At 63.9% G+C, this 25,530-nt stretch carries 23 protein-coding genes; 5 read left to right on the plus strand and 18 right to left on the minus strand.

Translation table 11 applies throughout. The features are described from left to right. Window positions 1-215: 215 nt before the first annotated feature. Both JTF07_RS01260 and JTF07_RS01265 read left to right on the plus strand, forming a co-directional pair. The gene (locus JTF07_RS01260) at window positions 216-734 is read left to right on the plus strand and encodes an adenine phosphoribosyltransferase (protein ID WP_204232531.1); all 519 of its coding nucleotides are present in this window, start codon (window positions 216-218) and stop codon (window positions 732-734) included. A gap of 239 nt (window positions 735-973) precedes the next feature. After that, complete coding sequence (locus tag JTF07_RS01265) at window positions 974-1,795, plus strand: aldo/keto reductase (protein WP_204232532.1); 822 nt, start codon at window positions 974-976, stop codon at window positions 1,793-1,795. A gap of 122 nt (window positions 1,796-1,917) precedes the next feature. On the opposite strand, the gene JTF07_RS01270 is transcribed toward JTF07_RS01265, so the two are convergent. The 8 genes from JTF07_RS01270 to cysK form a co-directional block, all read right to left on the minus strand. Beyond that, window positions 1,918-2,859, minus strand: coding sequence for a D-2-hydroxyacid dehydrogenase family protein (locus JTF07_RS01270; RefSeq protein WP_204232533.1), 942 nt, complete (start codon window positions 2,857-2,859; stop codon window positions 1,918-1,920). A gap of 164 nt (window positions 2,860-3,023) precedes the next feature. Further along, window positions 3,024-4,736: a dihydroxy-acid dehydratase gene (gene ilvD / locus JTF07_RS01275; protein ID WP_204232534.1), complete on the minus strand. Its 1,713-nt coding sequence runs from the start codon at window positions 4,734-4,736 to the stop codon at window positions 3,024-3,026. Between the two features lie 112 nt (window positions 4,737-4,848). Beyond that, window positions 4,849-5,796: a 2-hydroxyacid dehydrogenase gene (locus JTF07_RS01280; protein WP_204232535.1), complete on the minus strand. Its 948-nt coding sequence runs from the start codon at window positions 5,794-5,796 to the stop codon at window positions 4,849-4,851. 53 nt (window positions 5,797-5,849) lie between these two features. Beyond that, a complete protein-coding gene (locus JTF07_RS01285; protein ID WP_204232536.1) occupies window positions 5,850-6,314 on the minus strand; it encodes a MarR family winged helix-turn-helix transcriptional regulator in 465 nt (154 codons plus the stop codon). A 2-nt stretch (window positions 6,315-6,316) separates the two neighbouring features. Beyond that, window positions 6,317-7,030, minus strand: a complete 714-nt coding sequence (locus tag JTF07_RS01290; protein WP_252199218.1) for an NAD(P)H-dependent oxidoreductase — start codon at window positions 7,028-7,030, stop codon at window positions 6,317-6,319. Continuing rightward, window positions 7,027-8,205: an LLM class flavin-dependent oxidoreductase gene (locus tag JTF07_RS01295; RefSeq protein WP_204232537.1), complete on the minus strand. Its 1,179-nt coding sequence runs from the start codon at window positions 8,203-8,205 to the stop codon at window positions 7,027-7,029. Before JTF07_RS01295 ends, JTF07_RS01290 begins: the two co-directional genes overlap by 4 nt. Window positions 8,206-8,580: 375 nt before the next feature. After that, the gene (gene epsC, locus JTF07_RS01300; protein WP_204232538.1) at window positions 8,581-9,261 is read right to left on the minus strand and encodes a serine O-acetyltransferase EpsC; all 681 of its coding nucleotides are present in this window, start codon (window positions 9,259-9,261) and stop codon (window positions 8,581-8,583) included. A gap of 126 nt (window positions 9,262-9,387) precedes the next feature. Continuing rightward, entirely contained in the window at window positions 9,388-10,314 is a 927-nt protein-coding gene (gene cysK, locus JTF07_RS01305) for a cysteine synthase A (RefSeq protein ID WP_204232539.1), read from the minus strand. A gap of 472 nt (window positions 10,315-10,786) precedes the next feature. Here cysK and def point away from each other — a divergent pair, with 472 nt between their 5' ends. Continuing rightward, window positions 10,787-11,359 carry a peptide deformylase gene (def, locus tag JTF07_RS01310; protein ID WP_143922418.1) on the plus strand — a complete coding sequence of 191 codons (573 nt, stop codon included), beginning with the start codon at window positions 10,787-10,789 and terminating at the stop codon, window positions 11,357-11,359. A gap of 35 nt (window positions 11,360-11,394) precedes the next feature. Here def and JTF07_RS01315 read toward each other — a convergent pair whose 3' ends face one another. The 10 genes from JTF07_RS01315 to JTF07_RS01360 all read right to left on the minus strand — a co-directional run bounded on the left by JTF07_RS01315 (window position 11,395) and on the right by JTF07_RS01360 (window position 24,496). After that, the gene (locus tag JTF07_RS01315; RefSeq protein WP_204232540.1) at window positions 11,395-12,465 is read right to left on the minus strand and encodes a hypothetical protein; all 1,071 of its coding nucleotides are present in this window, start codon (window positions 12,463-12,465) and stop codon (window positions 11,395-11,397) included. Between the two features lie 194 nt (window positions 12,466-12,659). Continuing rightward, entirely contained in the window at window positions 12,660-14,141 is a 1,482-nt protein-coding gene (gene gatB, locus JTF07_RS01320; protein WP_204232541.1) for an Asp-tRNA(Asn)/Glu-tRNA(Gln) amidotransferase subunit GatB, read from the minus strand. Beyond that, the gene (gene gatA / locus JTF07_RS01325) at window positions 14,138-15,640 is read right to left on the minus strand and encodes an Asp-tRNA(Asn)/Glu-tRNA(Gln) amidotransferase subunit GatA (RefSeq protein ID WP_204232542.1); all 1,503 of its coding nucleotides are present in this window, start codon (window positions 15,638-15,640) and stop codon (window positions 14,138-14,140) included. Before gatA ends, gatB begins: the two co-directional genes overlap by 4 nt. Next, complete coding sequence (gatC, locus tag JTF07_RS01330) at window positions 15,640-15,945, minus strand: Asp-tRNA(Asn)/Glu-tRNA(Gln) amidotransferase subunit GatC (protein ID WP_009882665.1); 306 nt, start codon at window positions 15,943-15,945, stop codon at window positions 15,640-15,642. Before gatC ends, gatA begins: the two co-directional genes overlap by 1 nt. Window positions 15,946-16,127: 182 nt before the next feature. Then, entirely contained in the window at window positions 16,128-16,646 is a 519-nt protein-coding gene (locus tag JTF07_RS01335) for a hypothetical protein (protein ID WP_204232543.1), read from the minus strand. 73 nt (window positions 16,647-16,719) lie between these two features. After that, on the minus strand, window positions 16,720-18,927 hold the full coding sequence (ligA, locus tag JTF07_RS01340) for an NAD-dependent DNA ligase LigA (protein WP_204232544.1): 2,208 nt from the start codon (window positions 18,925-18,927) through the stop codon (window positions 16,720-16,722). Beyond that, a complete protein-coding gene (locus JTF07_RS01345; RefSeq protein WP_204232545.1) occupies window positions 18,924-20,057 on the minus strand; it encodes a hypothetical protein in 1,134 nt (377 codons plus the stop codon). Before JTF07_RS01345 ends, ligA begins: the two co-directional genes overlap by 4 nt. Next, entirely contained in the window at window positions 20,050-22,035 is a 1,986-nt protein-coding gene (locus JTF07_RS01350) for a S9 family peptidase (protein WP_204232546.1), read from the minus strand. The genes JTF07_RS01345 and JTF07_RS01350 overlap by 8 nt, the downstream gene beginning before the upstream one ends. 59 nt (window positions 22,036-22,094) lie before the next feature. Next, complete coding sequence (gene mnmA, locus JTF07_RS01355; protein WP_204232547.1) at window positions 22,095-23,288, minus strand: tRNA 2-thiouridine(34) synthase MnmA; 1,194 nt, start codon at window positions 23,286-23,288, stop codon at window positions 22,095-22,097. Beyond that, window positions 23,285-24,496, minus strand: a complete 1,212-nt coding sequence (locus JTF07_RS01360; RefSeq protein ID WP_204232548.1) for a cysteine desulfurase family protein — start codon at window positions 24,494-24,496, stop codon at window positions 23,285-23,287. Before JTF07_RS01360 ends, mnmA begins: the two co-directional genes overlap by 4 nt. 124 nt (window positions 24,497-24,620) lie before the next feature. On the opposite strand from JTF07_RS01360, the gene JTF07_RS01365 reads away from it, so the two are divergent. Both JTF07_RS01365 and JTF07_RS01370 read left to right on the plus strand, forming a co-directional pair. Then, entirely contained in the window at window positions 24,621-24,971 is a 351-nt protein-coding gene (locus JTF07_RS01365; RefSeq protein WP_204232549.1) for a hypothetical protein, read from the plus strand. Further along, the gene (locus JTF07_RS01370) at window positions 24,962-25,456 is read left to right on the plus strand and encodes a hypothetical protein (protein ID WP_502710949.1); all 495 of its coding nucleotides are present in this window, start codon (window positions 24,962-24,964) and stop codon (window positions 25,454-25,456) included. The genes JTF07_RS01365 and JTF07_RS01370 overlap by 10 nt, the downstream gene beginning before the upstream one ends. Window positions 25,457-25,530: the final 74 nt, after the last annotated feature.

Consider the following 25,530-nt stretch of genomic DNA (forward strand, 5'->3'; position numbering starts at 1 on the left):
GGCCATGTCCAGCGGTACGTTGCTGGAGGCGGAGCCTCGCTCCTCCCTCGGCAGAAACAACTCGCGGGGTACCTGGGAAAAGGCCTCTGTGACCGAGACCTGTGGGTGTTTGGGTTCCACTGCGACCTCCGATCCGGTGGCGTCTACGCTACTCCCCACCGAGTATCGTTGCTCACCACCGAGTATCGCCAGCCCCCACCGAGTATCGTTGTCCCGTGACGAATACCGATCTCGAACGCGCACAGACCCTGATCACTTCGATTCCCGACTACCCGCAGCCGGGGGTGAACTTTCGCGATATCTCACCGCTCATCGCTGATGGTCCTGCACTGCGTGCCGTCACCGAGGCGCTCATCGCACCGTTCGAGGGCCAGTTCGACATCGTCGGCGGCCTTGAAGCTCGCGGCTTCCTCTTCGCCGGAACGATTGCGGCGATGACAGGAGTCGGGATTCTGCCCATCCGCAAGGCAGGCAAACTGCCTCGCCCGGCCGCAGCAGTCTCCTACTCACTCGAATACGGAACTGCGACCATCGAGGGGCCCGATGTCCTCAAGAAGGGCGAGCGTGTGCTCCTTGTCGATGACATCCTGGCCACAGGCGGAACCTTGTCCGCTGCTCAAGCTCTTGTGAAGGAGCTCGGGGCAGAGGTGGTCGGCTCGGCAGTCGTCCTCGAGCTCAAGGATCTTCGCGGTCGGTCGCTGACCGGGGATGTGCACACCGTCTTCGCCGACTGACGGACAGCGGCCGCAGGCTGTCCCGCTCCCCCGCGCCGAGGCGGTTCATTCTTCGGGTTCGCTCGTCCTCCGGCTACGCTCGTCGACAGAGCACCGAGACACGGATCACTCAAGTCGGGTTCGGCAGTCAGGAATGCATGGACACCATCGTCACGTTATAAGCTCGCAGAGGCACCGCCACCGCGGTACCTGGCACTGGCATCACAACAGACCACCAATTCGTGACGAAAGGCGGCACCTTGACGGTTCCAACACTCACACTCAATGACGGCAAGACCATTCCCCAGCTGGGCTTCGGCGTCTTCAAGGTCGATCCCGAGGAGACCGAGCGCATCGTCACCGACGCACTCGAGGTCGGCTACCGCCACATCGACACGGCTGCCGTCTACGGCAATGAAGAGGGCGTGGGCCGAGCCATTGCGAACTCCGGCATTGCCCGCGATGAGCTCTTCGTGACCACCAAGCTCTGGAACGACCGCCACGGTGCCGAGGAATCGAAGCGCGCCCTGGGCGAGAGCCTCGAGAAGCTGGGCCTCGATCATGTCGACCTCTACCTCATCCACTGGCCGACACCGGAGAACAACAACTCGGTCGAGACCTGGGAGGCCTTCCCCTCCTACCGCGATCAGGGCCTGACCACATCGATCGGTGTCTCGAACTTCGATCACCGCTACCTCCCGCAGATCCTCGAGACCGGGATCATCCCGGCCGTCGACCAGATCGAGTGCCACCCGCAGTTCCAGCAGGTCGAGACCCGTCCGCTGCTCACCGAGCACGACATCAAGGTCGAGGCCTGGGGACCGCTGGGACAGGGCAAGGTCGACTACGCAGACACCGTCATCGGTGAGATTGCGTCGACCCATGGCAAGTCCTGGGCGCAGACCATCATCCGGTGGCACCTGCAGCGCGGACATGTCGTCTTCCCGAAGTCGAACAACCGCGACCGCATGGCCCAGAACTTCGATGTCTTCGACTTCGAACTCACCACCGCCGAGGTGGCCGCCATCGACTCGCTGGAAAACGGCGGTCGCGTGTCCGGTGATCCCGCCGACGTGAACTGAGCCAGTCGCATCGGCTTCGCGCCGAAGGACTGCGGTCAGGGCCCACTTGGAGCATCATCGCTCCGGGTGGGCCCTTCCCTTGCGCCTGGGCCGACCCTTCGCCGTTGGCGGACGTGCCCGGCTCAGGTGAGCTGACGGATCGGCTCGGCCGCCTGCCATGCCGCGATGTCTTCGACTGCCTGGGTGAAGAGGATTCGGTACGTGTCCTCGGTGACGTAGCCCAGATGCGGGGTCAGCACGGTCCTCGGAGTGCTGCGCAGAGGATGGTCAGCTGGCAGCGGTTCAGTGTCGTACACGTCGATCCCCGCGCCGCGAATACGACCTTCTGCCAATGCGTCCTGCAGTGCTTCCATGTCGACGAGGCCCGCCCGTGAGGTATTGATGAAGATGCTGCTCGGCTTCATCAGCGACAGCTCTGCGGCAGAGACGAGTCCGCGGCTGCGCTCGCTGAGCTTGTAGTGCAGGGTCAGCACATCAGAGGTGGCGAAGAGCTCCTCCTTGCTCACCGCATGTGCCCCGACATCGGCTGCCCGCTCCTCATCGAGATTCTGACTCCAGGCCACGACATCCATGCCGAAGGCGGCACCGACACGGGCGATCTGGGTGCCCAGTCTGCCCAATCCGATGACCCCGAGCCTGTGTCCGAAGAGGTCACCGCCCACGGTGGACTGCCAGCCGCCGGAGTGCATGGCAGTGTCTTCGCTCGGGATGCTGCGCAGCACGGAGAGGATGAGTCCCCAGGTCAGCTCCGGAGTCGCCGAGGTGGTGGATTCTGTTCCGCAGACCGTGATCCCCTGCGCTCGGGCGGCGTCCAGATCGATGGAGGCGTTGACTCGGCCCGTGGTCACCAGCAGCCTCAGATCCCGCAGGCGTGACAACCGGTCGGCGGAGAAGAGGGTACGCTCACGCATGGCAACGACAACCTCGGCGCCGGCCACCGTCTGCACGAGATCCTCGGTGTCACGGATCGGGCGGGAGACGAAGTCGATCGAAGCCCCAAGCGCCTCCCAATTCGCGTAGTCAGCCGCCACGTTCTGGTAGTCGTCGAGCACAACGATGCGCATGCCTGTCCCTCTCCTCTCGGTCGGTCCCTGATGATCGCCGAGGCGGTGCGGACCGATGTCCGCACCGCCTCGGCGATGGATGGCTCTCCCTCACACAGCACCGGATCGCTCCCCTGCTGCTGCGGAATCACACGTCGATGATCAGACCATCGGGTGTTCCCTGCTCAGAAGCAGACGGCCCCGGTCGAAGCCGACTGCACGAGCTTGGCGTACTTGCCGAGCACACCGGTGAGGCGGTGGTTCTCGGGGATCGTCCAGGTCGTGCGACGCTCGGCGAGGACCGATTCTTCGACATGGAGTTCGATTGAGCGGGCCGCGATGTCGACGGTGATCTTATCGCCGTCCTCAACGAGCGCGATCGGTCCGCCGTCGACGGCCTCGGGTGCGACGTGGCCGATGCACAGTCCTGTCGAACCCCCGGAGAACCTGCCATCGGTGATGAGCAGAACGTCCTTACCGATGCCTGCACCCTTGATCGCACCTGTGATGGCGAGCATCTCGCGCATGCCGGGTCCGCCCTTGGGCCCCTCGTAGCGGATGACGACGACGTCACCCTTCTTCAACTCACCGTTCAGCACGGCATCCATGGCCGGCTTCTCCTGGTTGAACACACGAGCCGTGCCTTCGAAGACATCGGCATCGAATCCAGCAGACTTCACGACAGCACCCTCGGGAGCCATCGAACCCTTGAGCACGGTGAGGCCGCCGGTGGCATGGATCGGATTGTTGAGCGCACGCAGGATCTTGCCGTCGGGATCCGGCGGATTGATGCTCTCGAGGTTCTCCGCGACGGTCTTGCCTGTCACGGTCAGGCAGTCGCCGTTGAGCAGACCCGCGTCGAGCAGGGCCTTCATCACCACGGGCACGCCGCCGATCTTGAACACATCGTTCATCACGTACTGGCCGAAGGGCTTGACGTTGCCCAGGTGCGGGACCTTGTCGCCGATGCGGTTGAAGTCATCGAGGTCAAGTTCGACTCCGGCCTCGTGGGCGATGGCCAGCAGGTGGAGAACGGCGTTGGTTGAGCCGCCGAAGGCCATGACCACGGCGATCGCGTTGTGCAGCGATTCCCTCGTGATGATGTCCTTCGTCGTGATTCCCTGACGCAGCAGGTTGACGACGGCGTCACCGGATTTGCGCGCGAACATCGTGCGGTCACGGTGGATGGCCGGTGGTGCGGCCGAACCGGGCAGGGACATACCCATGGCCTCCGCGGCCGAGGCCATCGTGTTCGCAGTGTACATGCCTCCACAGGCGCCTTCACCTGGACAGACGGCGCGTTCGATGGCATCGACGTCGCCTTGGGTGATGGTCCCCGCGCGGCAGGCGCCGACAGCTTCGAAGGCGTCGATGAGGGTGACTTCCTTTTCGCTGCCATCTGACATCTTCGCGGTGCCCGGCATGATCGAACCGTTGTAGAGGAAGACGCTGGAGAGACCGAGGCGGGCCGATGCCATGAGCATGCCCGGGATCGACTTGTCACAGCCTGCCATGAGGACGGATCCGTCGAGACGTTCGGCGCTCATCACCGTCTCAACGGAGTCGGTGATGACCTCGCGTGAGACCAGCGAGTAGTGCATGCCCTCGTGGCCCATGGAGATGCCGTCGGAGACGGAGATCGTGCCGAACTCCAGGGGGAATCCACCTGATTCGTGGACGCCTTCCTTGGCAGCCGCACCAAGACGCTGCAGGGACATGTTGCACGGGGTGATCTCGTTCCACGAGGTCGCGATGGCGATCTGCGGCTTCACCCAGTCGTCATCGCCCATCCCGACTGCCCTGAGCATGCCGCGTGCGGCAGTGGCTTCGAGTCCGTCGGTGACGTCGCGAGATCGGGGTTTGATGTCCGGGGCGGTGGAGTTCGTATCAATGCTCATGCAGGCACTCTACGCCCGAGTCCATCATGCATATGCCAAGTTCTCGCATGTTGGAACTTGTTTTGAGCAGTTCATCGAGAAGTGATCAGCAGTTCCTCGAGAGCTGCTCCGATCACTGCGTGGAGACGAGGTTGAGCGGCGCTTCGCCGTCATTGAGACGACGGACCTGCTCGGCCAGGATCTTGACCACCCGAGGCTCGAACGCCGAGGTGTCGCCTCCCTCATGAGGTGTGATGAGAGTGTTCGGAGTCCCCCACAGAGGATGGTTGTCCGGCAGCGGTTCGGGATCCATCACGTCGAGGGCGGCATGGAGACGACCTGTGCTCAGTTCGGCGACCAGCGCGTCGGTGTCGACGACCTTGCCTCGAGCGACGTTGACGATGAGGGCGTTGTCGGGCAGCTGTGCCAGGAAGTCCTTGTCGACGAGCTTGTTCGTCGAGTCGGTCAGAGGCGTGATGAGGACGACCACCTCGGTGTGGGGAAGCAGCGTCGGCAGCTCCTCGACGCTGTGGATCTTCCCGCGATCGTCTTCGCGTGCCCTCGTCGCGACCCGTGTGAGGTCGACTTCGAAGGGTTCGAATCGATCGGCGATCGCCGATCCGATCTCACCGGCGCCGATGATCATGACGCGACGGTCCTGCAGCGAACGGTTGCGCTTGTGGTTCCAGATCCTTGCACTCTGCGCGCGCACGGCATCATCGATGCCGCGCAGGCTGGCCAAGGTCAGAGTCAGCGCGAGCTCGGCAGTTCCGCCGGTGTGCACTCCCGAGGCGGTCGCCACCTGGATGCCGCGCTCGGGCAGGTGCGCGACTGGGTCGTAGCCGGTGGTCTGGGTGACGACCAGGCTCAGGTTCGGCAGCTCGTCGAGCAGTTCGATGGTCGGTCCCGAATCGAGGTACGGAAGCACGACGACATCGACATCGTCTCGGCTCAGCTTCGCCGACTTCTCAACATCCGAATAGACGACCAGGTCGACGTTGGCGCGCTGGTGCGCCGGAATCCGGGCGATGACGCGGTTGCGGAGTTCGGAATCTGGGAAGGCAATGGTCTTGATCGACATAGACACATTGTCCCACGAACAGCCTCACTCGGGCAGGCCCGGACAAGGAGATCCTATTCGGGCAGCGCCTTGCCGATCCTTGCGAATACTCGCTCGATGACCTCGAGTTCATCATCGTCGACGTGGGAGAGGAACACCTCGTCGATGTTCTCCCGGTGCTGACGTCCCGCGCTGAGGAAGGCCTGCGCACCAACCTCGGTGAGGCCGACGTTGTGCGCCCGCTTGTCCTCCGTGCATTCCGTCTTCGTCACCAGACCGGCGTCTTCCAACACCTTGATCCGGTAGTTGAGCCGTGAGGGTGAGAACACCAGCTTCTTGGCCAGCACACTCATCGTCAGCAGGTGAGTCGGCTCTTCCCACAGCAGCAGCAGCGTGTTGTAATCGCTGACAGTCAGACCGGCCCTGTCCTTGAGGTTGCCCTCGAGGTTCTGCCGCAGGCGCTGCGAGGTCTCGAAGTACAGCCGCCACGATCTCTGCGCGAGCGCGTCACGATCGCGGCCGAGCTTGATCTCGACCATCGTCATCCCTCGAGAAGCTGGGCGAAGGGGGTGATGAGCTCGGGATTGAACTCATCATCGATGCTCGGATGCCGCCGCGCGCCGCGCCGGCCGAACTCGCCGGTCGTCGTGGACGCAGAGTCGGTGTCGGCACCCTTGTCAGCAGGGCCTGCGCTCGAACCGGCGCCGACGCCGTTCAGGCTCGCTGCCAATCCGATCAGCTCCTCGCTGGCCTGTGCGATCCGGGCGTTGAGGCTGCGGCCGCCTTCGATGCTGCCCCAATCATCGGTCGCGGCGAAGACCGTCGTCGGCACGACGATGCCCTTGAGGTAGGACAGCATCGGACGCAGCACGTTCTCCCCTGCCAGTGAGTGCCGCGGTGTGCCGCCGGTCGAGCCGATGAGCACGGGCTTGTTCGCCAGTGCCTTTTCGTCGATGAGCTGCCAGAACAAGGTGTGCAGGCCCACCGGTGCGACCTTGTACACAGGTGCGACGGTGACGATCACGTCCGCCTCGGAGACTTGCGCGAAGGCCGCTTCGAGGTTCTCCGAACGGAATCCGGTCAGGGCCATATCGGTGAGGTCCGAGCTCAGGTTCCGCACGTTGATGTGGTCTGCCTCCGCACTCAGACCCGCAGAGTCTGCCGCCGAGGTGGCCGCCGCGATGATCTTGTTCGACAGTTTCAGTGTGGTCGAGTCCTCGCTCAGCGAGGTCGTGATGCTGAGGATGCGCATCATCGTTCAGCTCCTTGGGTGTCGTTCTTCTCTGCAGCCTTGGCCTGACGGTCGGCATAGGCGCGCGATCCGGGACCGCCGCCGGGGATGGGATCCCGGCCCTCGCGGTGACGGATGACGAGTGATTCGTGTGTCGGTGCGTCGGGAACGTCGGCCGGACGGTCCTTCGCGAATTCCTTCCGCAGGACCGGGACGACTTCCTCACCCAGGATGTCGAGCTGTTCCAGCACCGTCTTCTGCGGCAGGCCCGCGTGGTCGATGAGGAAGAGCTGGCGCTGGTAGTCCCCGGCCCAATCGCGGAAACTCAGTGTGCGTTCGATGACCTGCTGGGGCGATCCGACGGTCAACGGGGTCTGCGTCGAGAAGTCCTCGAGGCTGGGGCCGTGGCCGTAGACCGGTGCGTTGTCGAAGTAGGGACGGAACTCCTTGACGGCGTCCTGCGAGTTCTTGCGCATGAACACCTGACCGCCGAGTCCCACGATCGCCTGGTGCGCAGCTCCGTGGCCGTAGTACTCATAGCGCTGACGGTAGAGCTGAACCATGCGGGCGGTGTGCGACACCGGCCAGAAGATGTTGTTGTGGAAGTACCCGTCGCCGTAGTAGGCGGCCTGTTCTGCGATTTCGGGACTGCGGATCGAACCGTGCCACACGAACGGCGGGACATCGTCCAGCGGTGTCGGGGTGACGGTGAACCCGTTGAGAGGAGTACGGAACTTGCCCTCCCAGTCGATGTTCTTCTCGCGCCAGAGGCGGTAGAGCAGGTTGTAGTTCTCAACTGCCAACGGAATGCCCGAACGGATGTCCTTGCCGAACCACGGGTAGACGGGCCCGGTGTTGCCGCGCCCCATGACTAGGCTGATGCGTCCCTCGGAGAGGTGCTGAGCATAGGCATAGTCTTCGGCGATGCGCACCGGGTCGGTCGTCGTGATCAGGGTGGTGGCCGTTGACAGATGCAGCCTCTTTGTCTGTGCCGCGATGTTCGCAAGCAGGACCGGCGGGTTCGCGGGTGCGACGAACGGCGGGTTGTGGTGCTGACCGGTGGCGAAGACGTCGAGGCCGACCTCTTCGGCCTTCTTGGCGATCTCGACTGTGTTCTTGATGCGCTGATTCTCAGACACCGTCGTCCCATTGGTGGGATCGGTGGTGACGTCGCCGATGGTGAAGATTCCGAGTTCCATGTCTGCTCCTTCTGCTCGCTGCTCGCGAACTCTCCTTGAACTGAATAACTTCAGTTTTGAAGTAACTAGTTGAAAGTTTAACAGACACCGCCGGAGAAGTATTCCCGAGCTTCGTCACACAGCAATCACGCGGCACGCTTAGACGCTGTGAGACAGCAATCGCCGGGCCCTGGGAGTCGAGATCCCTCAGGGATGCCGACGGGGTGGGCCCGGCGAAGATTGTGCTGGCGGGTGAGGCAGAAGACTGTATTGCTGGGTGAGGCAGAAGACCGTGCTGCTGGGTGAGGCGGTTGAACGGGCCTCCCGCTCAGAAATGGTTGGCACTCAGACGCAAATAGCGCTCAGATCTGGGTGGCACTCAGATCTGGGTGGCACTCAGATCCAGATGGCGGGGTCGATGAGTTCGAAGTCGGCGTACGTGGACCGTGCACCATCGGCATCCGTCGTGGCCGCCTCGGCGCCGGTGGGCTTCTTATAGGGCCTGACCTTTGCCGGGATTCCGACTGCACTCGAGTCGGCGGCGACGTCCTTGACGACGACCGCATTCGCGCCGACTGAGGAGTTGTCGCCGACGACGACAGGTCCGAGGATCTTCGCACCGGCTCCCACGAGGACGTGATTGCCGATGGTCGGGTGGCGCTTCGTCTGCTCCATCGACGTTCCACCCAGGGTGACCTGGTGGTAGAGCATCACGTCGTCGCCGATCTCAGAGGTCTCGCCGATGACGACTCCGTTGGCGTGGTCGATGAAGAAGCGTCGCCCGATCTGCGCACCGGGATGGATCTCGACGCCAGTCAGAGTTCGCACAGCCTGGGACATCAGCCTGGCCGGCACCTTGGTGGTGTCGTTCTGCCATAGTCGGTGCAGCCCGCGGTGCGCCCAGATCGCATGCATGCCTGGGTAGGAGACCAGCGAGACGAAGTCGTTCCTCGCCGCAGGATCGCGCCTGCGAACTGTGTCGAGGTCTTCGCGCAGAGCCGCGCGCACTCCGGGTCGGCTCAGTCCGTAGGCGGCTGCGCCGATCGCCCCAGCCGCCAGAGTCCACAGTGCCTTCATCTCAACAGTCCTTCACGCTCGTGATCGTCAATCCTCAATGCGGTGAGGGCGCCAAACATGTGTTTGACGCCCTCATCGGTCAGACCTGCATCTGCCTCAGGCAGCGCTCGGCCGAAGTCCCTCTGCTCAGTCCATGTACTCGGCGAACAGCGGAGTCGACAGGTAGCGCTCGCCGAAGTCGGGCAGAACCACGACGATGCGCTTGCCTGCGTTCTCAGGGCGTGCACCCAGCTGCTCTGCGGCGATGAGCGCGGCACCTGACGAGATTCCGACGAGCAGCCCCTCTTCCTTCGCGACCTCGCGGGCGCGGGTGAAGGATTCCTCGTTCTCGATGGTGATGACCTCATCGTAGATCTTGGTATTGAGCACGCCGGGGACGAAGTTGGCACCGAGCCCCTGGATCATGTGCGGGCCGGCGTCTCCTCCGGAGAGCAGCGGGGAGGCTGCAGGCTCGACAGCGACGATCTTGATGTCCGGGATGGCCTCACGCAGTGCGGCGCCGGCTCCCGTGATGGTTCCGCCGGTGCCGATGCCCGAGACGAAGATATCGACCTTGCCGTCGGTGTCGGCCAGGATCTCCGGACCGGTCGTGGCGCGGTGGATGTCGGCATTTGCCTGGTTCTCGAACTGGCGGACGAGGACCGCTCCCTCAGCAGCAAGCTCTTCCGCCTTCTCGACGGCGCCCTTCATGCCCTTGGCCTTCTCAGTGAGGACGAGTTCAGCACCGAAGGCGCGCAGAAGTGCACGGCGTTCCTTCGACATCGACTCCGGCATCGTCAGCAGGACTTTGTATCCGCGTGAGGTGCCCACCATGGCCAATGCGATGCCGGTGTTGCCGGAGGTCGCTTCAACGATGGTTCCGCCCGACTTGAGTTCACCCGAGGCCTCGGCGGCGTCGATCATCGCGACACCGATGCGGTCCTTGACCGAGTTCGCGGGATTGTAGGATTCGAGCTTAGCGACGATCTCTGCGCCGGAACGTTCGCTGGCCTTGTTCACGCGAATGAGCGGAGTGCGGCCGACCAGTTCGGAAACATTGTTGAAGATGGTCAAGACATGTCCTTTCAAGCTTGTTTGTTCGCCCGGTGCTGACGCCTGTGACGAATCTGTCACGCGACCATCAGCCGAAGGCTTCAGCTGCTGATCTCGTCTCGTGGACCGAGACGGTTCATCACCATCATAACCACTGCTCATTCGAGGTTGTTCCCACTGCGGTTGCTCAACAATCCATGTTCGCTTCGGGCGAAATATCATGTCATCACGAGTCATCGTCAATGAACAACCTGTTTCTGGTCGCGGCGAAGAGCGCTTGATCCGAGAGAACCGCTGAACAATCAGGGCTGCTTTTGCCTATCCCGTCTCGCCCTGAGGCTCCGACTTCGGTACTGAGAACCACGGTTTCGGCACTGCCGGAGGAGTGCGAATCTGAGACGCCGAGACGATCGTGGATCTGCGAGCGCCCGTGCAGAGCGCCGAGCGAAAAGGCAGGCGCAATGCCGTGGGGAAAGCCGATACGATTGTCCTCATGCCTATTCATCCCATCGTCATCTACGGCGAGCCCGTGCTGCACCAACGTGCGGAGAAGATCACCGACTTCGACGACGAGCTCGCTACCCTGATCGCCGATATGCATGAGACCCTCGACGCCAGCAATGGTGTCGGCCTGGCCGCTCCGCAGATCGGCGTTGCTAAGCGCATCTTCGTCTTCAACGCCGAGGATGACGCGGGAGTCCGCAGACGCGGCACGTTCATCAACCCCCTGCTCATCGCCTCGAAGATCCCCGACACCCGGCCGGATCCCGATGAGGAGACCGAAGGGTGCCTCTCGGTGCCCAGTCTCGACTTTCCGCTCAAGCGCGCGGATCGTGTCACGGTCAACGGTGTCGATGAGACCGGCAAGTCGGTGTCTCTGACCGCTGAAGGTTGGTTCGCCCGCATCATGCAGCACGAATACGATCATCTGCAGGGCACACTCTATGTGGACCGACTCGACAAGCGCTGGTCGAAGAAGTGGAAGAAGGAGCAGGCCGCCAACGGGTACAACGTTCCCGGCCGTTCATGGACGCCGGGTGTCGATCCCGATCCCTTCGGTCACTGATCCCGACGTCACTGGCCCCGACGTCCGCATTCGGTTCACTCCAGGCGACGGTCCTGCCCCGGTGAGGGCGTGGGTTCGAATGCATCGATCGACTCCTGGGCAGCTGCCAGTCGTGTGTCGAAATCGTCGAAGTCGTCTGCAGTCTGGTCGAGCTCGGCAACCAGGCCCGAGATGATCGAGGACTGTGACTCAGCGTCGATCCGCAGTTCCCTGAACTGCCAGTCCGCAGAGTCGTCGGCTGCTGTCCGGGACAGAACGTCGAGGACGCGGTCGCCGAGTTCACGCGAGCGTTCGGAATTGTGAAGCAGCATGAGCTGCTCGTCGAGAGCGATGAGATGCTCATAGTATTCGTGCATCGACAGCACACGGTTGGCCATCGAGGTAAAGGCCACTGCGAGTTTCGACAGGTATGTCTCCACCGACTTCGCGGTGCCCGCGTCCCTGATGCTCTCGATCTCCTCGCGCAGCCGGACCAGTTCGGCCAGTCGCACTCCGATCGAGGCGACAGCATGGTCGAGGTCGACACGTGAGACGTGGTCCCGCAGGATGGGGTGGGTCCAGGCGCGTGTCCGGACGATCTTTCGCGCGATCGTCACGGCGAGGTGGAACAATCGCTGTTCGTCGGTGTCGCGGCCCTCTTTGCGGCCAGGTTGGAACCCCAGCGAAGCTGGCGTGATCCACTGTGCCTGTCCGACCTGCTGACGGTTCTTCCGGCTCAGCCGTTTGGGATCACGGAAGTACTTCGGTCCGGTGACTGCGGCGAACACACCGGTACCCACTGCGGTCGCTCCTCCGAGAGCTCCGAATGTCAGCGCGGCGTCGGCCATTCCGGCCAGCAGCGCCAGCCCGCCCGGCGCTGCGAAGCCCGCAGTGACGGCGGCTCCGGTTCCTGTGCCGCCCTTGAACAGCATGCTGGAGCGGAAGAAGTTTCGACGCATTGCCCCGGTGAGCATGATCGCGCTCGGTGCTCCGGCGGTGTAGCGGTACCCGCGAGCGTTCCACGCCTTCACGATGCTCTGATTCACGCTTTCGGGCACGAGGATGCGATAGATCGGGATCGACTTCCCGCATTCGCTCTTCCACAACGACTTCCATGACTGAGACACCGCATTCACCTCCACGTACGGATGGCACCCTCACGCCTGATCCGCCGGATCCTGGTCCGGCGGAGTCGGCGTCTGGCCCGTGAGAATGCGAACAGCCACACCCTCCGGACTTCTGTGGTATCCGAGTCTAGAGGGTGTGGCTGGATCAATCCTGAGTTCTGTTCAGTCGCCTACTGAAGCGGCCGCCTGCGAATTCAGCCGTTGATCTTGGCCAGGATCAGGTCCTTGGCCTTCCCAGCATCGGCCTGACCGCGGGTGGCCTTCATGATCGGTCCCATCAGGGCGCCGATGGCCTGCATCTTCCCGCCCTTGATCTTCTCGACCACATCGGGGTTGGCAGCGATGGCTTCCTCAACGGCCGCCTCGAGCGCATCGGTGTCTTCGACGATCTCGAGACCACGGGCACTCATCACCTCGGCCGGTTCGCCTTCTCCGTCGGCAACGGCGGTGAGGACGTCCTTCGCGAGCTTGTCATTGAGCTTGCCCTCGTTGATCAGTCCGATCAGTGCTGCGATCTGCGTCGGTGTGACGAGTTCAGCGGTGGGCTGATCCTTCTGGTTGGCCAGCCTGGCGACCTCACCGGTCCACCATTTGCGCGCCGCTGGAGGCTTCGCACCGGCGTTGACCGTCTCCTCGATGACTTCGAGCAGACCGGCGTTGACGATGTCACGCATCTCCAGATCGGAGAAGCCCCACACACCTGCAAGCCGACGGCGCTTCTGCGCAGGCAGTTCAGGCAGAGTCGCCCGCAGCTCCTCGACCCATTCGCGGCTGGGAACGAGAGGCACCAGGTCGGGCTCCGGGAAGTAACGGTAGTCATCGGCGTCGGACTTCGGGCGCCCCGAAGAGGTCTCCCCCGTACCTTCATGGAAGTGACGGGTCTCCTGCACGATCTTCTCTCCGGCTTCGAGCCGGGTTGCCTGGCGGGCGATCTCGTAGCGGACCGCGCGTTCGATCGAACGGAAGGAGTTGACGTTCTTCGTCTCTGTGCGGGTGCCCAGTGGAGCGTCGGGGCTCTCGCGCAGTGACACGTTGACATCGGCACGGACGTTGCCCTGTTCCATGCGTGCTTCGGAGACGTCGAGGGCGCGGAAGATGTCGCGCAGCGTGCGCACGTAGGTGGAGGCCACCTCGGCGGCCCGATCCCCGGTCCCGGTGATCGGGTGAGTCACGATCTCGACCAGGGGCACACCGGCGCGGTTGTAGTCGACCAGGGAGTGGTCGGCTCCGTGGATGCGTCCGGTGGCGCCGCCGATATGGGTGTTCTTGCCTGCGTCCTCTTCCATGTGGGCGCGCTCGACGGGGATGGTGAACATCGTTCCGTCTTCGAGCTCGATCTCGACCTCGCCCTCCGCGGCGATGGGCTCATCAGACTGGCTGGTCTGGAAGTCCTTGGGAACGTCCGGGTAGAAGTAGTTCTTCCGGGCGAAGCGGCAGGTCTCTGCGATCTCACATCCCAGCGCCAGGCCGATCTTGATCGCGTACTCCACACCCTTCTCATTGACAACGGGAAGGGAGCCGGGCAGTCCCAGCGAGGTGGGGGTGATGTTGGTGTTCGGTCCCCCGCCGAAGGTGTTGGGTGCGGCGTCGAACATCTTGGTCGCGGTGCCGAGCTCGACGTGGACCTCGATGCCGATGACCGGATCGTATTTCTTGATCGCGTCTTCGTATTTCACTTGGTGGTCAGTCCTTCCGCGAGAGTATCGAGCACCCGAGTCCCGGAGGCTTCCAAGGCTGCTTCGAGCGGGCCGGCCACCTCGTACAGCTTCACGTCCTCACGTGCCGGGGCGAGGATCTGGAATCCGACGGGCAGCCCGTCGGCCAGTCCTGCGGGCAGTGACAGTCCAGGGATTCCGGCGAGGTTGGCCGGGATGGTCGCGACGTCGCCGAGGTAGAGGGCCATCGGGTCGGATGCCGCCTCGGCGCCGAACTTCAATGCGGTCGTCGGCGCCGTCGGCGAGACGAGGACGTCGCAGCTTGCGAAGGCCTTCGCGAAATCGTTCTGCACCAGGGTGCGGATCTTCTGTGCCGACCCGTAGTAGGCGTCGTAGTAACCGGCGGAGAGGGCGTAGGTGCCGAGAATGATGCGGCGCTTGACCTCATTGCCGAAACCGGCTGCGCGGGTGGCTGCCATGACCGTCTCAGCGGTGACCGGGCCCGACTCGGGCTCGACCCGCAGCCCGTAGCGCATGCCGTCGTAGCGGGCCAGGTTCGATGACACCTCGGAAGGCATGATGAGGTAGTAGGCGTCGAGTGCGTATGAGATCGACGGGCAGTCGACCTCGACGATTTCGGCGCCGGCAGCAGCGGCGACATCGAGGGCGGCGGAGAAGGCATCGCGGACGCCGTCCTGGTAGCCCTCACCGCGCAGCTGTTTGATGACGCCGAGCTTCTTGCCCCCCAGATCCGAAGTCTGTGCCGCGGAGACGAAACCGGCCACCGGGTCCGGCAACGAGGTCGAATCGAGCGGGTCGTGCCCGGCCAGCAGTTCGTGGAGAGCCGCGGCATCGGCGACATTGCGGCCCATCGGGCCGACCTGATCGAGGCTCGAGGCCATGGCGATGATGCCGAAACGTGAGATCGAACCGTAGGTCGGCTTCACACCGACGGTGCCGGTGAATGCGGCGGGCTGTCGCACCGATCCGCCGGTATCCGTGCCGACCGACAGTGGAGCCTGGAAGCCGGCGAGGGCTGCTGCAGCGCCGCCGGAGGAACCACCGGGAACGTGCTCGAGGTTCCACGGGTTGCGGGTGGTGCCGAAGGCCGAGTGCTCGGTCGTCGATCCCATCGCGAACTCGTCGAGGTTGGTCTTACCGAGGACCGGGAGTCCGGCGGCCTTGACCTTGTTGTGAACGGTGGATTCGTAGGGTGGAACCCAGTTCTCGAGCATTTTCGAGCCCGCTGTCGTGCGCACGCCTTCGGTGACGACGAGGTCCTTGAGTGCCACGGGCACCCCGGCCAGGGCGTGGACGTCTCCACCAGCGCTGCGCTCGGCATCGACTGCTTTGGCCGTCTCCAGCGCGAGATCGTCGGTGACGGTGATGAATGAGCCGAAGTCGGCTTCGGTGGCATGGATGCGATCCAGGTGAGCCTGAGTCACCTCGACGGAGGAGAACTCGCCGGCTTTCAATCCTGCGGCGAGTTCAAGGGCGCTCCTATTGATCAGTTCGCTCATCATTCCTCCCCAAGGATCTGTGGGACGAGGAATTTGTCATCTGCGGACGCCGGGGCCGAGGCCAGAGCCTGCTCGCTGGTCAGGGTCTCACCCACGACATCGGGGCGCAGCACATTCGACAGTGCGATCGGATGGCTGGTCGCTGGTACGTCATCGCCGGCCACTTCGTTGACCCTGGCGACATTGCTCAAAATGGTGCTCAGGTCACCGGCGAGCGATTTCAGCTCGTCTTCGCCCATGGCGATCCGAGACAGCGAGGCCAAATGCTCGACTTGCTCGGGGGTGATTGCGGAGGACTCCGTCATTCCCTGCCTTTCATCGTCTCTGTTTACTCGTCAGCAAGTCTAGTCTCTTTGCCGGACCGGTTCAGATTCGATCGCTGTGAGGTTCGCCGAGCTTCACTGCCCAGCTTCGCCGAGGTGCACGAGTGTCGCCAGGCAGGGTTCCAAACTCAGGTAGGGTTCCGAACTCAGGCAGGGTTCCGAACTCAGGCCCCGACGCGCTCTGGCCAGGTGCGTTCGCCTTTGATGTAGCTCGCGAGCTCGCTGAGCACCCTGTCTGCGTCATCCTGGGTGTACTCACCGGCGTCAACACCGGTCTGCAGGTCCTTCGCGAGATCTGAGACACGAGATTGGGCGTCGGCAGCGGTGTGTGCGACCAAGCCCGCCGAATCTCCAGCTCGCACGACGAAGCCACTGGCCTGCGATCCCGTGCCGGCTGCTTCGCTGGGACCTCCGTGCAGACGGTAAGAATCGTTCGGCTGCTCCCCGTCGGACCCTGTGCGGTGAGAGGCTTCGTCGTCGACATCGTCGCGACCTTCGCCACGAGACCTCACCGGCATCGGAAGCTCCGCAGTCGAGCCGGAGACTGCAGGCGCTGCGCGTTTGATCGGCGGCTGTCCCGGGTTGAGGACGAAGTCGGCGATACCAGCTGTCACCGGCGCAGTGGTGAGTACAGCAGCGAGGACGACAGCAGTGCCAGCGACCAACCGGGGGATTGATTTCATGCCTTCACTCTTTCAGACTGAGCTGTCTCCCCACTTGAATATGCCTGTGACGATCCTGAAATTCGATGGGCGATCAGTCCACGCTGCCGGTCTCCAGGAGCGTGCGGAATGTGTCCTCGTCGAGGACCCTGACTCCCAGTGATTCGGCTTTGTCCAACTTCGATCCTGCGTTCTCACCTGCCACCACATAGTCGGTCTTCTTCGACACCGAGCTGACCGCCTTGCCGCCGGCGGAGAGGATCGCCTCCTTGATCCCGTCGCGCGTGAATGTGCTCAGAGAGCCGGTGGCCACGATCGTGAGACCCTCCAGGGTCTGTGCGCCTGCTTCCTGTGCCTCGTCCTCCATTCGGACTCCGGCGGCAGCCCACGCTTGCACGATCTCGATGTGCCAGTCAACGGCGAACCAGTCGCGGATGCTCGCCGCGATCGTCGATCCGATGCCGTCGACGGCTGAGAGCTCGTCGAGCTCAGCGGCCCGGATCGCTTCGAGTGTCCGGAAGTGTGCGGCCAGAGTGCGTGCTGCGGTCGGACCGACGTGCCTGATCGAGAGTGCGACGAGGACTCGCCACAGATCCTGATCTTTGGCTTTGTCGAGTTCCTCGAAGAGCTTTGTCGTATTGGCGCTCGGGGCACTCGGCTTCTTCGCAGCAGCTCGCGTGTAGAAGTAGGGCACGAGTTCACGCTCCCCGGTCTCCACCCCTTTGACCTTCTTGTCCCGCCAGATCTTCACATCGGCCAAGTCTTCGGCAGTGAGGTCGAAGAGGAATGCCTCAGACGTCAGCGGCGGCTGCTCGGGCTCGGCCGGAGCGGTCAGTGCCAGCGCCGCCTCTTCGCCCAGGGCTTCGATGTCGAAGGCGGCGCGGGATGCCAGGTAGAAGATTCGGTTGGCAAGCTGTGCGGGGCATGACCGGGAGTTCGGGCAGCGTTTGTCCTTGTCCCCTGCCTTCTGCTCCCCCAGCTCGGTTCCGCATGAAGGGCAGTGAGTGGGCATGACGAACTCGTGTTCGCTGCCGTCGCGCTGTGCGACCACCGGGCCGAGGACCTCTGGGATGACGTCACCGGCCTTGCGCAGGGTGACCGTGTCACCGATGAGCACGCCCTTGCGGGTGACCTCGTAGCCGTTGTGCAGAGTCGCTCGTTCGACCGTGGATCCGGCGACGGTGACCGGTTCCATCACCGCGAACGGAGTGACTCGACCGGTCCTGCCCACCTGGACCTGAATGTCGAGCAGCTTCGTCGTCACCTCTTCGGGCGGGTATTTGAAGGCCGTCGCCCAACGTGGCGCACGTGAGGTGTAGCCCAGGGTCTCCTGGACGGCGATGTCGTCGATCTTGATGACGATGCCATCGATCTCGTGGGTGACATCGTGGCGGTGCTCGCCGTAGTAGGTGATGAACTCTTCGATCTCATCGACCGTCTCAAGCACCTTGAAGTACTCGCTGATGGGCAGCCCCCATGACCGGAACTGCTCATAGACCTCGGATTGGTGAGCAGGTTCAGGATGCGAATCATCGGCCGGGGTCCATACGGCGATGCCGTGGACGAGCATGTGCAGCGGTCGCACAGCGGTGACTGCCGGGTCCTTCTGGCGCAGGGATCCCGCAGCCGAGTTGCGGGGGTTGGCAAACGGAGCCTTGCCCTCCTCGACGAGGGCGGCATTGAGCTCGGTGAACTTCTCCAGCGGGAAGAACACCTCACCGCGGATCTCGACCTCGGCGGGTGGGTAGTCGGTATCGAGGTGATCGGGGATATCGGAGATGGTGCGGACATTGGCGGTGATGTCCTCACCAATGCGGCCGTCGCCGCGGGTGGCGGCGCGAACGAGTTCGCCGTTGCGGTAGAGGAGGTTGACGGCGAGTCCGTCGATCTTGAGTTCGCAGAGGAACTTCGACCTCGCCGAGGTGGCCGCGCGGACCCGGTCGTACCATCCCCTCAGCTCCTCGAAGTCGAAGACATTGTCGAGGCTGTACATCCGACCGATGTGCTCGACCGGATCGAAGGTCGAGGTGTCGACGCTGCCGCCGACGGTCTGCGTCGGTGAGGAGTCTGTGACGAGTTCGGGGAACTTCTCCTCGAGGTCTTCGAGCCTGTGGACGAGTTCGTCGTACTCGGCATCGGAGACGAGCGGCGAATCGTCCGTGTAGTAGGCGGCGCGCTGAGCTTCGATCTTCTCGACGAGATCTGCATGTGCCTGAGCGCGGGCGGTGGCATCTGAGAGGTCTGAGTTCGCAGCGGCCCCTGAACTCGCGGAACGGTCGGACTTGTCGGGCGTTGCGGTCATTCGATCTCCTCAAAGGCACGCCGCAAGCCTGCGGCGATCATCATCGTTCCCGTGCTGATGTTCTTCGCACCGTCCCCATCGACCGAGGTCAGCAGGGGCGGATAGGTCATCGGTAGCTCTTCGCCTGCGAGGACTCCGAAATCGCGCAGACTCTTCGTACTCATGCCGATGCGGTTCCATGGCGTCATGATCCGGTTCAGCCAGTGTTTGACCTCCTGCGGTCTCGAACCTGCGGCAGGCGGCAGGCCCATCCAGGTCCCGATCCCGGCTTCGGAGATCATGGCCAGCTGTTCCCAACCCTGTGCCTTCAGGCTAGCCAACGGCACTGACACAGCGGTGGCACCGGAGTTGCGAACCACCTCGGCGGCGGTGATCTCCTTACCTTGCAGCTGCAGGGGATCGAAATCCGGGAGGCTGAGCAGAGCCGGGGGAAGGTGGCGCAGCGTCGACTGCAGGGCAGCATAGACCTGGGTCTCGTTGACCGCGGGCAGGGTGGCCCAGCCGGAGACCGTGGGCCATGTGCCGGTGAGCACCGGATGCAGGCGGGTCTCGACGAGACGGACCACGGGCTGCATGCCGAGTGTGGAGAGTTTGTCGGCGAAGGCGGCTAGACCGAAGGCATAGGCCTGGATGACATCGCGGCGGGCGCCGAGGTCGCCGAGCACAGGAGCCCCGGATGTCAGGCTCAGCGCGGTGACCAGGGTCCAGGGTCCCGGCAGGGAGATCTGGACCCCACCGGTGTAGCCGTCGCCGTATTCGGCGATGGCGTCGAAGGCCTCACTCAGTGCCGAGGACTCGAGTCGTTCGTCTCTCCCCGCTGCGCTCGTCAGTCGCCAGCCGAAGGAGGCCCGGTCGACGTGGAGGTCAGTCAGCAGCCCGACTGCACGACCGATCGCGTCGGCGCCCCACCGGTCCTCGGCTCGGTGGGCGCTCAGCGGCACCGGTGGCAACTGCTCACCGAGGTGGGTGAAGGCCGCCGCGGCGGCCTCACGAACGGGGCTGTTCGCGATGTATCCAGAAGCACCGGACGCGGAGCCGGGCCCGGTCTCTGCTCTGGGTCCGGGGATCCAGACCCCGGTGGTCGTGCCTGCCGGGCCGAGGGTGGTGGGAGTCTCGACCGTTTCAGCCATGGTTGCGGCTGCGTGGGATTCCGAAGACGTCGGCATAGAACCCGAACTCGCTTTCCAGGGAATCGATGATGGTTTCGGCGCGGACGAATCCGTGGGACTCGCCCTTGTACAGACGGTAAATGTACTCCACTCCGGTCAGTTCCAACATATCGACGAATTCTTGGGCCTGACTGGGCGGTACGATCGGGTCCCGATCGCCTTGCATGATGGCCACCGGAACGTTGATCTGACTCGTCCGTCGAATCGGTGACCGAGTGATGTAAGCGTCCTGTGCCTCCGGCCATGGGCCGACCAGACCGTCGATGTAATGCCTCTCGAAGTCGTGGGTGTCGACGACGAAGCGCATCAGGTCGGTGACCCCGAAATAGGAGGTGCCGCAGGCGAATGCCTCTGATGAGGCCAGCGCCGACAGCACGGTCCATCCACCCGACGAGGCCCCGGAGATCGCGATGCGGTGAGGATCGGCCAGCCCCTCAGCCACAAGAGCCTCAAGGGCGGCAAGGGTGTCGGAGACGTCGACGATCCCCCACTGTCCGCGCAGGCGGTCGCGCCATTTGCGCCCGTATCCGGTCGAGCCGCCGTAGTTGACCTCCATCACGCCGATTCCCCGCGAGGTGAAGTAGCTTGACCGCGCAGACATGTCAGGGGTCGCCTGACCTGTCGGTCCGCCGTGAATGGAGATCACATAGGGCGGAAGTTCACGGTCGAGAGCGGTGAAGCGCGGGTTGTGCGGTGGGTGGATGACGACGGGGATGCCGCCGAGCTCTCGGGCGCGGGGCCGCGAATAGTAGTCCAGATGAGCATCGAGGCGTTCCTGGGCGATCTCAATGAAGGTGCCGCTGGACCGGTCCACGGCATACAGGGCTCCGGTCGAGTCCGCGGACTTCCCGGTCAGGAGAACATGGCTGCGGCTCAGGTCATGGAGTTCGAGGCTGCCGAAGAGCTCCCCCTGCGGTCTGATCTCCTCGGACTCACCGTCGTGTCTCGCCCTGATCAGGGAGGCGGTCGCGGACTGGGAGTGGGCCCAGATCTCCTCGTCGTCACTCAGATGCCAGTTGGTGCCCAGCTGCCACAGCGGTCCGCCGATCTCGCCGCCGGTGTCGAGGACCGGTCTCAGCGCGGAGATGCCGAGTTCCACACCGGCGTCGCTGCCCTGCTCGGAGTCCTTCGCAGCCACCCGTCGGTCGCGAACAAGGCAGTCGACCGGTTCGAAGTCCAATGAGTACAGTGCCCAGTGACCGTTGTGGTCGGAACTGACGATGAGAGAGGAGTCCGAGGTGAAACCGGGTTGCAGGAGCGAAACGTCACGTCCGTGCATGACCGCGGCGACGGGGGTGTCCTGAGTGCGGACGTCGATGAGCCACAGGCTCGTCGAGTCCCAGGGCATGTTGGGGTGCTCCCAACCGATGAACGCCAGTGTGGAGCCGTCCGGGGACAGTCGGGGCCAGGCCATGAAGTGGGAACGGCGCGAGAGCACATTCGTCGTTCCGTGCCTGGTGATGAGGACGATGGCTCGTTCCCTGCGCGTGGACCGGCAATCCTCACGCACGCACAGCAGACCGCAACTGGTCATCGTCAGGTCCCCGTACCGGATGCGGCCCGAGGTATCAGGGGTCAGCGCATGCGGGGCTCTGCCCGGAATGATCTGCCAGATCCGCTGGTCGGAGGCGTTGACGAAGTAGATGACTTCGCTGCTGGGGTCCAGAGCCCAGGCGGCTCCCCCGTATTCGTGTACGGAGGACCTGATGTTGAACTCCGCGGGCAGCACCTGCTCCTTCAGTCCCGGATGCGACGGTGAGGTCCGGATCAGGCCGGTGCGGGAATTCTCCGTTGGGACCTTCGTGGAGAAGTAGATGTGCTCACCGCGGAACGCGGCATCGAAGATCGGTGCGGAACCGGCAGCCACCTCCGCAGCGCTCAGCGGAGATGACCAGGTTCCGAAAGGTGCCGTGACGACATCTTGGGGAAATTCCTTCATGCCCCCAGGTTAACGCAGGGGCGATGAGCACAGCCCAGACGCCGAGGCCGTCCTTGTCCTCAGACGCCGAGGCGGTCCTTGGCTGTCACATCGATGGTGGCCTGGCCCAGAACCCGGGTTCCGCGGTAGATGACCATGGTCTGCCCGGGTGCGACGCCGGAGAGTTCCTCGTCGACGTCGATGTGCATGAGCTGTCCGGCAGGTCGTGCGGCCGGCACGTCGACCTCGTCGACGATCGGGTTCACTTCGTGCTCGGGTGCCGCGGAGATGTAGTCACCCAACCAGGCTCGAGCCGGAACCGGGTCGCTGTGGGCCCGGATCTGGACCTCACAGTCGATGGCGGTCGCCGGTTCGCTGCCGATGTCTGCCGGTGCCGGTCCGGCCCATGTCGTCCGGATCCCGGTCAGGTGGGAGACCCCGAGATCGCTGCGGGAGCCCACCGTGACGGTGTTCGAGGCCGGGTCGAGACCGGTGACGAAGCGCGGCTGGCCGTCGGCCGCGGGTTTCTGGATGCCCAGGCCCTTGCGCTGGCCGATGGTGTAGGTCATCGCACCGTCGTGTTCGCCAAGGGTCTCGCCCTCGGCATCCTTGATGAGGCCAGGACGCATGGGGATCTTGTCCGCCAGCCACGCCTTCGTGTCACCATCGGGGATGAAGCAGATGTCGTAGGAATCAGGCTTGTTGGCCACGGAGAATCCGCGCTCGGCAGCCTCGGCGCGGACTTCTGCCTTCGACGCGGTCGCGCCGATCGGGAAGTAGCAGTGCTCGAGCTGGTCGCCGGAGAGCACACCGAGGACGTAGGACTGGTCCTTCGCGAGATCCTCTCCGCGGTGGAGTTCCGGTCGCCCATCCTCGTCGCGCAGCACCTCGGCATAATGGCCGGTGGCGATGGCGTCGAAGCCCAGTGCCAGGGCACGGTCGAGGAGTGCCGCGAACTTGATGCGCTCATTGCAGCGCATACACGGATTGGGTGTGCGTCCGGCCGCATACTCGGCGATGAAGTCATCGACGATGTCCTCTTTGAACCGTTCGGAGAAGTCCCACACGTAGAACGGGATGTCGAGCATCCCGGCCACGCGGTGGGCGTCCCTTGAGTCCTCGATGGTGCAGCAGCCGCGTGAACCTGTGCGCAGTGTTCCGGGCATGCGGGACAGGGCGAGGTGGACGCCGACGACTTCGTGGCCGGCGTCGACGGCACGTGCCGCGGCGACTGACGAGTCGACTCCGCCGGACATGGCGACGAGTATTTTCATGATGCTCCTTGCATCCAGCGCGGAGTGGCGGAGACCATTCCGGCCTGGTGTGCTTGTTCGACGACCTCGGGCAGAACCTCGAGGAGACGATCGACCTCTTCTTCGGTCGAGTCGTGGCCGAGGCTGAATCGTTGGGCTGATCTGGCGACGTCTTCCTCCATACCGCAGGCCAGCAGCACATGGGAGGGACGTGAGACCCCGGCTGAGCAGGCCGAACCCGTCGAGGTCGCCAGTCCTCTCGCGTCGAGGCCGAAGAGCAGGGAGTCGCCCTCGCATCCTGAGAACGTGAAGTGCGCGTTCGCGGGAAGCCTGCCCGCACCTCGGCGACCGGACAATGCGGCATTGTCAATCGTGTCCTCGATGCCGGCGATGAGCCGGTCGCGCAGGAATGAGAAGCGGGCGGCTCGTGTCTCGATGTCGGCGGTGGCGAGGTCGACGGCCTTGGCGAAGGCCACGGCTCCGGCGACGTCAAGTGTGCCCGAGCGGACCCCGCGTTCCTGTCCCCCACCGTGGAGGATCGGTGCGGGGGCGGCACCGCGGTCGAGCAGCAGTGCACCGATGCCCACGGGTCCGCCGATCTTGTGAGCGGTGATCGACATGGCGGTGGCACCGAGGTCGGCGAAGTTCAGCGGAATCTGGCCCAAAGCCTGCACGGCATCGATGTGGAAGGGCACACCGACTTCCTTCGCGACTGCACCGATTTCGGCGATCGGCTGAAGGGTGCCGATCTCATTGTTTGCGGCCATGATGGAGATGAGTGCCGTGCGCTCTGGGGCGCGGCGCAGTTCGGCCAGGGCCACGTCGAGGTCGAGGCGTCCTTCTTCGTCGACGTCGAGGTAGACGATCTCGGCACCCTGACTGGCCAGCCATTCCACGGAGTCAAGGATCGCATGATGTTCGATCGTCGTGGTGAGCACGCGTGGGCGAACCGGTGCTTCGAAGGTGGAGTCGTTACGCGAGAGGTAGAGACCCTTGAGCGCGAAGTTGTCGGCTTCAGTGCCGCCGGAGGTGAAGATGACCTCCGATGATGTTGCGGCGCCCACACCACGGGCGATGTCCTCGCGGGCTGTCTCGATGCGCATCCGCGCGGCCTGACCTACGGCATGCAGGGCCGAGGGATTGGCCCGTCGGCTCAGCTCAGCGGTGTAGACGTCGAGCACCTCTGCCGGCATCGGCGAGGTGGCTGCGTGGTCAAGGTAAATCGGCACTTTCCCTAGTTTAGGCCGTGACGGGCACTTCGGCCAGGATCAGTGCCGCATCTCACCCGATACCGGGCCACCACCGGGCACCTGAAGTTCCGGGGCCACGTTCACGCCGACTAAACTGGGCCGGGTGTTCACCGTTTTCACCATCGTGCTCTATGCCGTCTCCGCCGTCCTGGCCATCTGGTCGATCATCGAGACCATTCGCAACCGCCCCGCTGGCAGACTGCTGCTCGGCGCGACCGCTGTGCTTCTGCTGCTGCTCATCGTGCAGCTGGTTCTCTCGATCGCCACATTCGGGTCGACCCACGGCATCGATCCGCTCCTGTACTTCGGCTACGTCATCACCGCGATCCTCGTCATCGCCCTAGCCGGCTTCTGGGCGTTCGCGGAACTGAGCCGCTGGGGGCCGGGAGTGCTCGCGGCAGCAGGACTGACGGTGATCGTCATGATCGAGAGATTGGACCAGATTTGGCAGTGAAGAAGCGAAACGACGATGGCGGTGCCCGCTCAGCGGCCGCCTCGGCGAAGAAGGAACGGGCCGCGAAGCGCAATCGCTCACCGTTCTCGGCGATGCACACCGGCCCGGGCCGAGCACTGACGGCCGTCTACGGGGTCTTCGCACTCTCGGCGACCGCACGCGCCGGCTACCAGGTCATCCGCGAGTTCGACGTGGCCCCGGTCGCGTACTCGCTTTCCGTGATCGCCGCCGTCATCTACATCGTGGCCACGATCTGCCTGGTCATCGGCAACCGCGCCTCGCACCGGATCGCGATCGGTGCCTGCCTCGTCGAGTTCGTGGGCGTCATCATCGTCGGCATCCTCAGCTTCACCCATCCGGAGGACTTCGCCAAGCCCTCCGTGTGGTCATCCTTCGGCAGCGGCTACGGGTTCATTCCGCTCATCCTGCCCCTGGTCGGATTGTGGTGGCTCTACCTCGTGGGGCGCAGAATCCGCACCAGCTGAGAAGTCAGGCCCCACCGAGGTGGGGCCTGAGCGGTTCTGTCACTCTCTGCGTGAAGACGCGTGAAGGGACCTGC

The sequence above is a fragment of the Brevibacterium sp. RIT 803 genome (assembly GCF_016892625.1).
Lineage (GTDB): Bacteria > Actinomycetota > Actinomycetes > Actinomycetales > Brevibacteriaceae > Brevibacterium.

Bases quoted from the DNA above. Each gene is read 5' to 3' on its own strand.
- def (WP_143922418.1), top strand. From the start codon at position 10,787: ATGCCTATTCATCCCATCGTCATCTACGGCGAGCCCGTGCTGCACCAA.
- JTF07_RS01290 (WP_252199218.1), bottom strand. From the start codon at position 7,030: ATGATGCGCATCCTCAGCATCACGACCTCGCTGAGCGAGGACTCGACC.
- JTF07_RS01295 (WP_204232537.1), bottom strand. From the start codon at position 8,205: ATGGAACTCGGAATCTTCACCATCGGCGACGTCACCACCGATCCCACC.
- JTF07_RS01270 (WP_204232533.1), bottom strand. From the start codon at position 2,859: ATGCGCATCGTTGTGCTCGACGACTACCAGAACGTGGCGGCTGACTAC.
- epsC (WP_204232538.1), bottom strand. From the start codon at position 9,261: ATGAAGGCACTGTGGACTCTGGCGGCTGGGGCGATCGGCGCAGCCGCC.
- JTF07_RS01285 (WP_204232536.1), bottom strand. From the start codon at position 6,314: ATGGTCGAGATCAAGCTCGGCCGCGATCGTGACGCGCTCGCGCAGAGA.
- gatA (WP_204232542.1), bottom strand. From the start codon at position 15,640: ATGAGCGAACTGATCAATAGGAGCGCCCTTGAACTCGCCGCAGGATTG.
- JTF07_RS01335 (WP_204232543.1), bottom strand. From the start codon at position 16,646: ATGAAATCAATCCCCCGGTTGGTCGCTGGCACTGCTGTCGTCCTCGCT.
- JTF07_RS01280 (WP_204232535.1), bottom strand. From the start codon at position 5,796: ATGTCGATCAAGACCATTGCCTTCCCAGATTCCGAACTCCGCAACCGC.
- ilvD (WP_204232534.1), bottom strand. From the start codon at position 4,736: ATGAGCATTGATACGAACTCCACCGCCCCGGACATCAAACCCCGATCT.
- mnmA (WP_204232547.1), bottom strand. From the start codon at position 23,288: ATGAAAATACTCGTCGCCATGTCCGGCGGAGTCGACTCGTCAGTCGCC.
- JTF07_RS01345 (WP_204232545.1), bottom strand. From the start codon at position 20,057: ATGGCTGAAACGGTCGAGACTCCCACCACCCTCGGCCCGGCAGGCACG.
- ligA (WP_204232544.1), bottom strand. From the start codon at position 18,927: ATGACCGCAACGCCCGACAAGTCCGACCGTTCCGCGAGTTCAGGGGCC.
- gatC (WP_009882665.1), bottom strand. From the start codon at position 15,945: ATGACGGAGTCCTCCGCAATCACCCCCGAGCAAGTCGAGCATTTGGCC.
- JTF07_RS01350 (WP_204232546.1), bottom strand. From the start codon at position 22,035: ATGAAGGAATTTCCCCAAGATGTCGTCACGGCACCTTTCGGAACCTGG.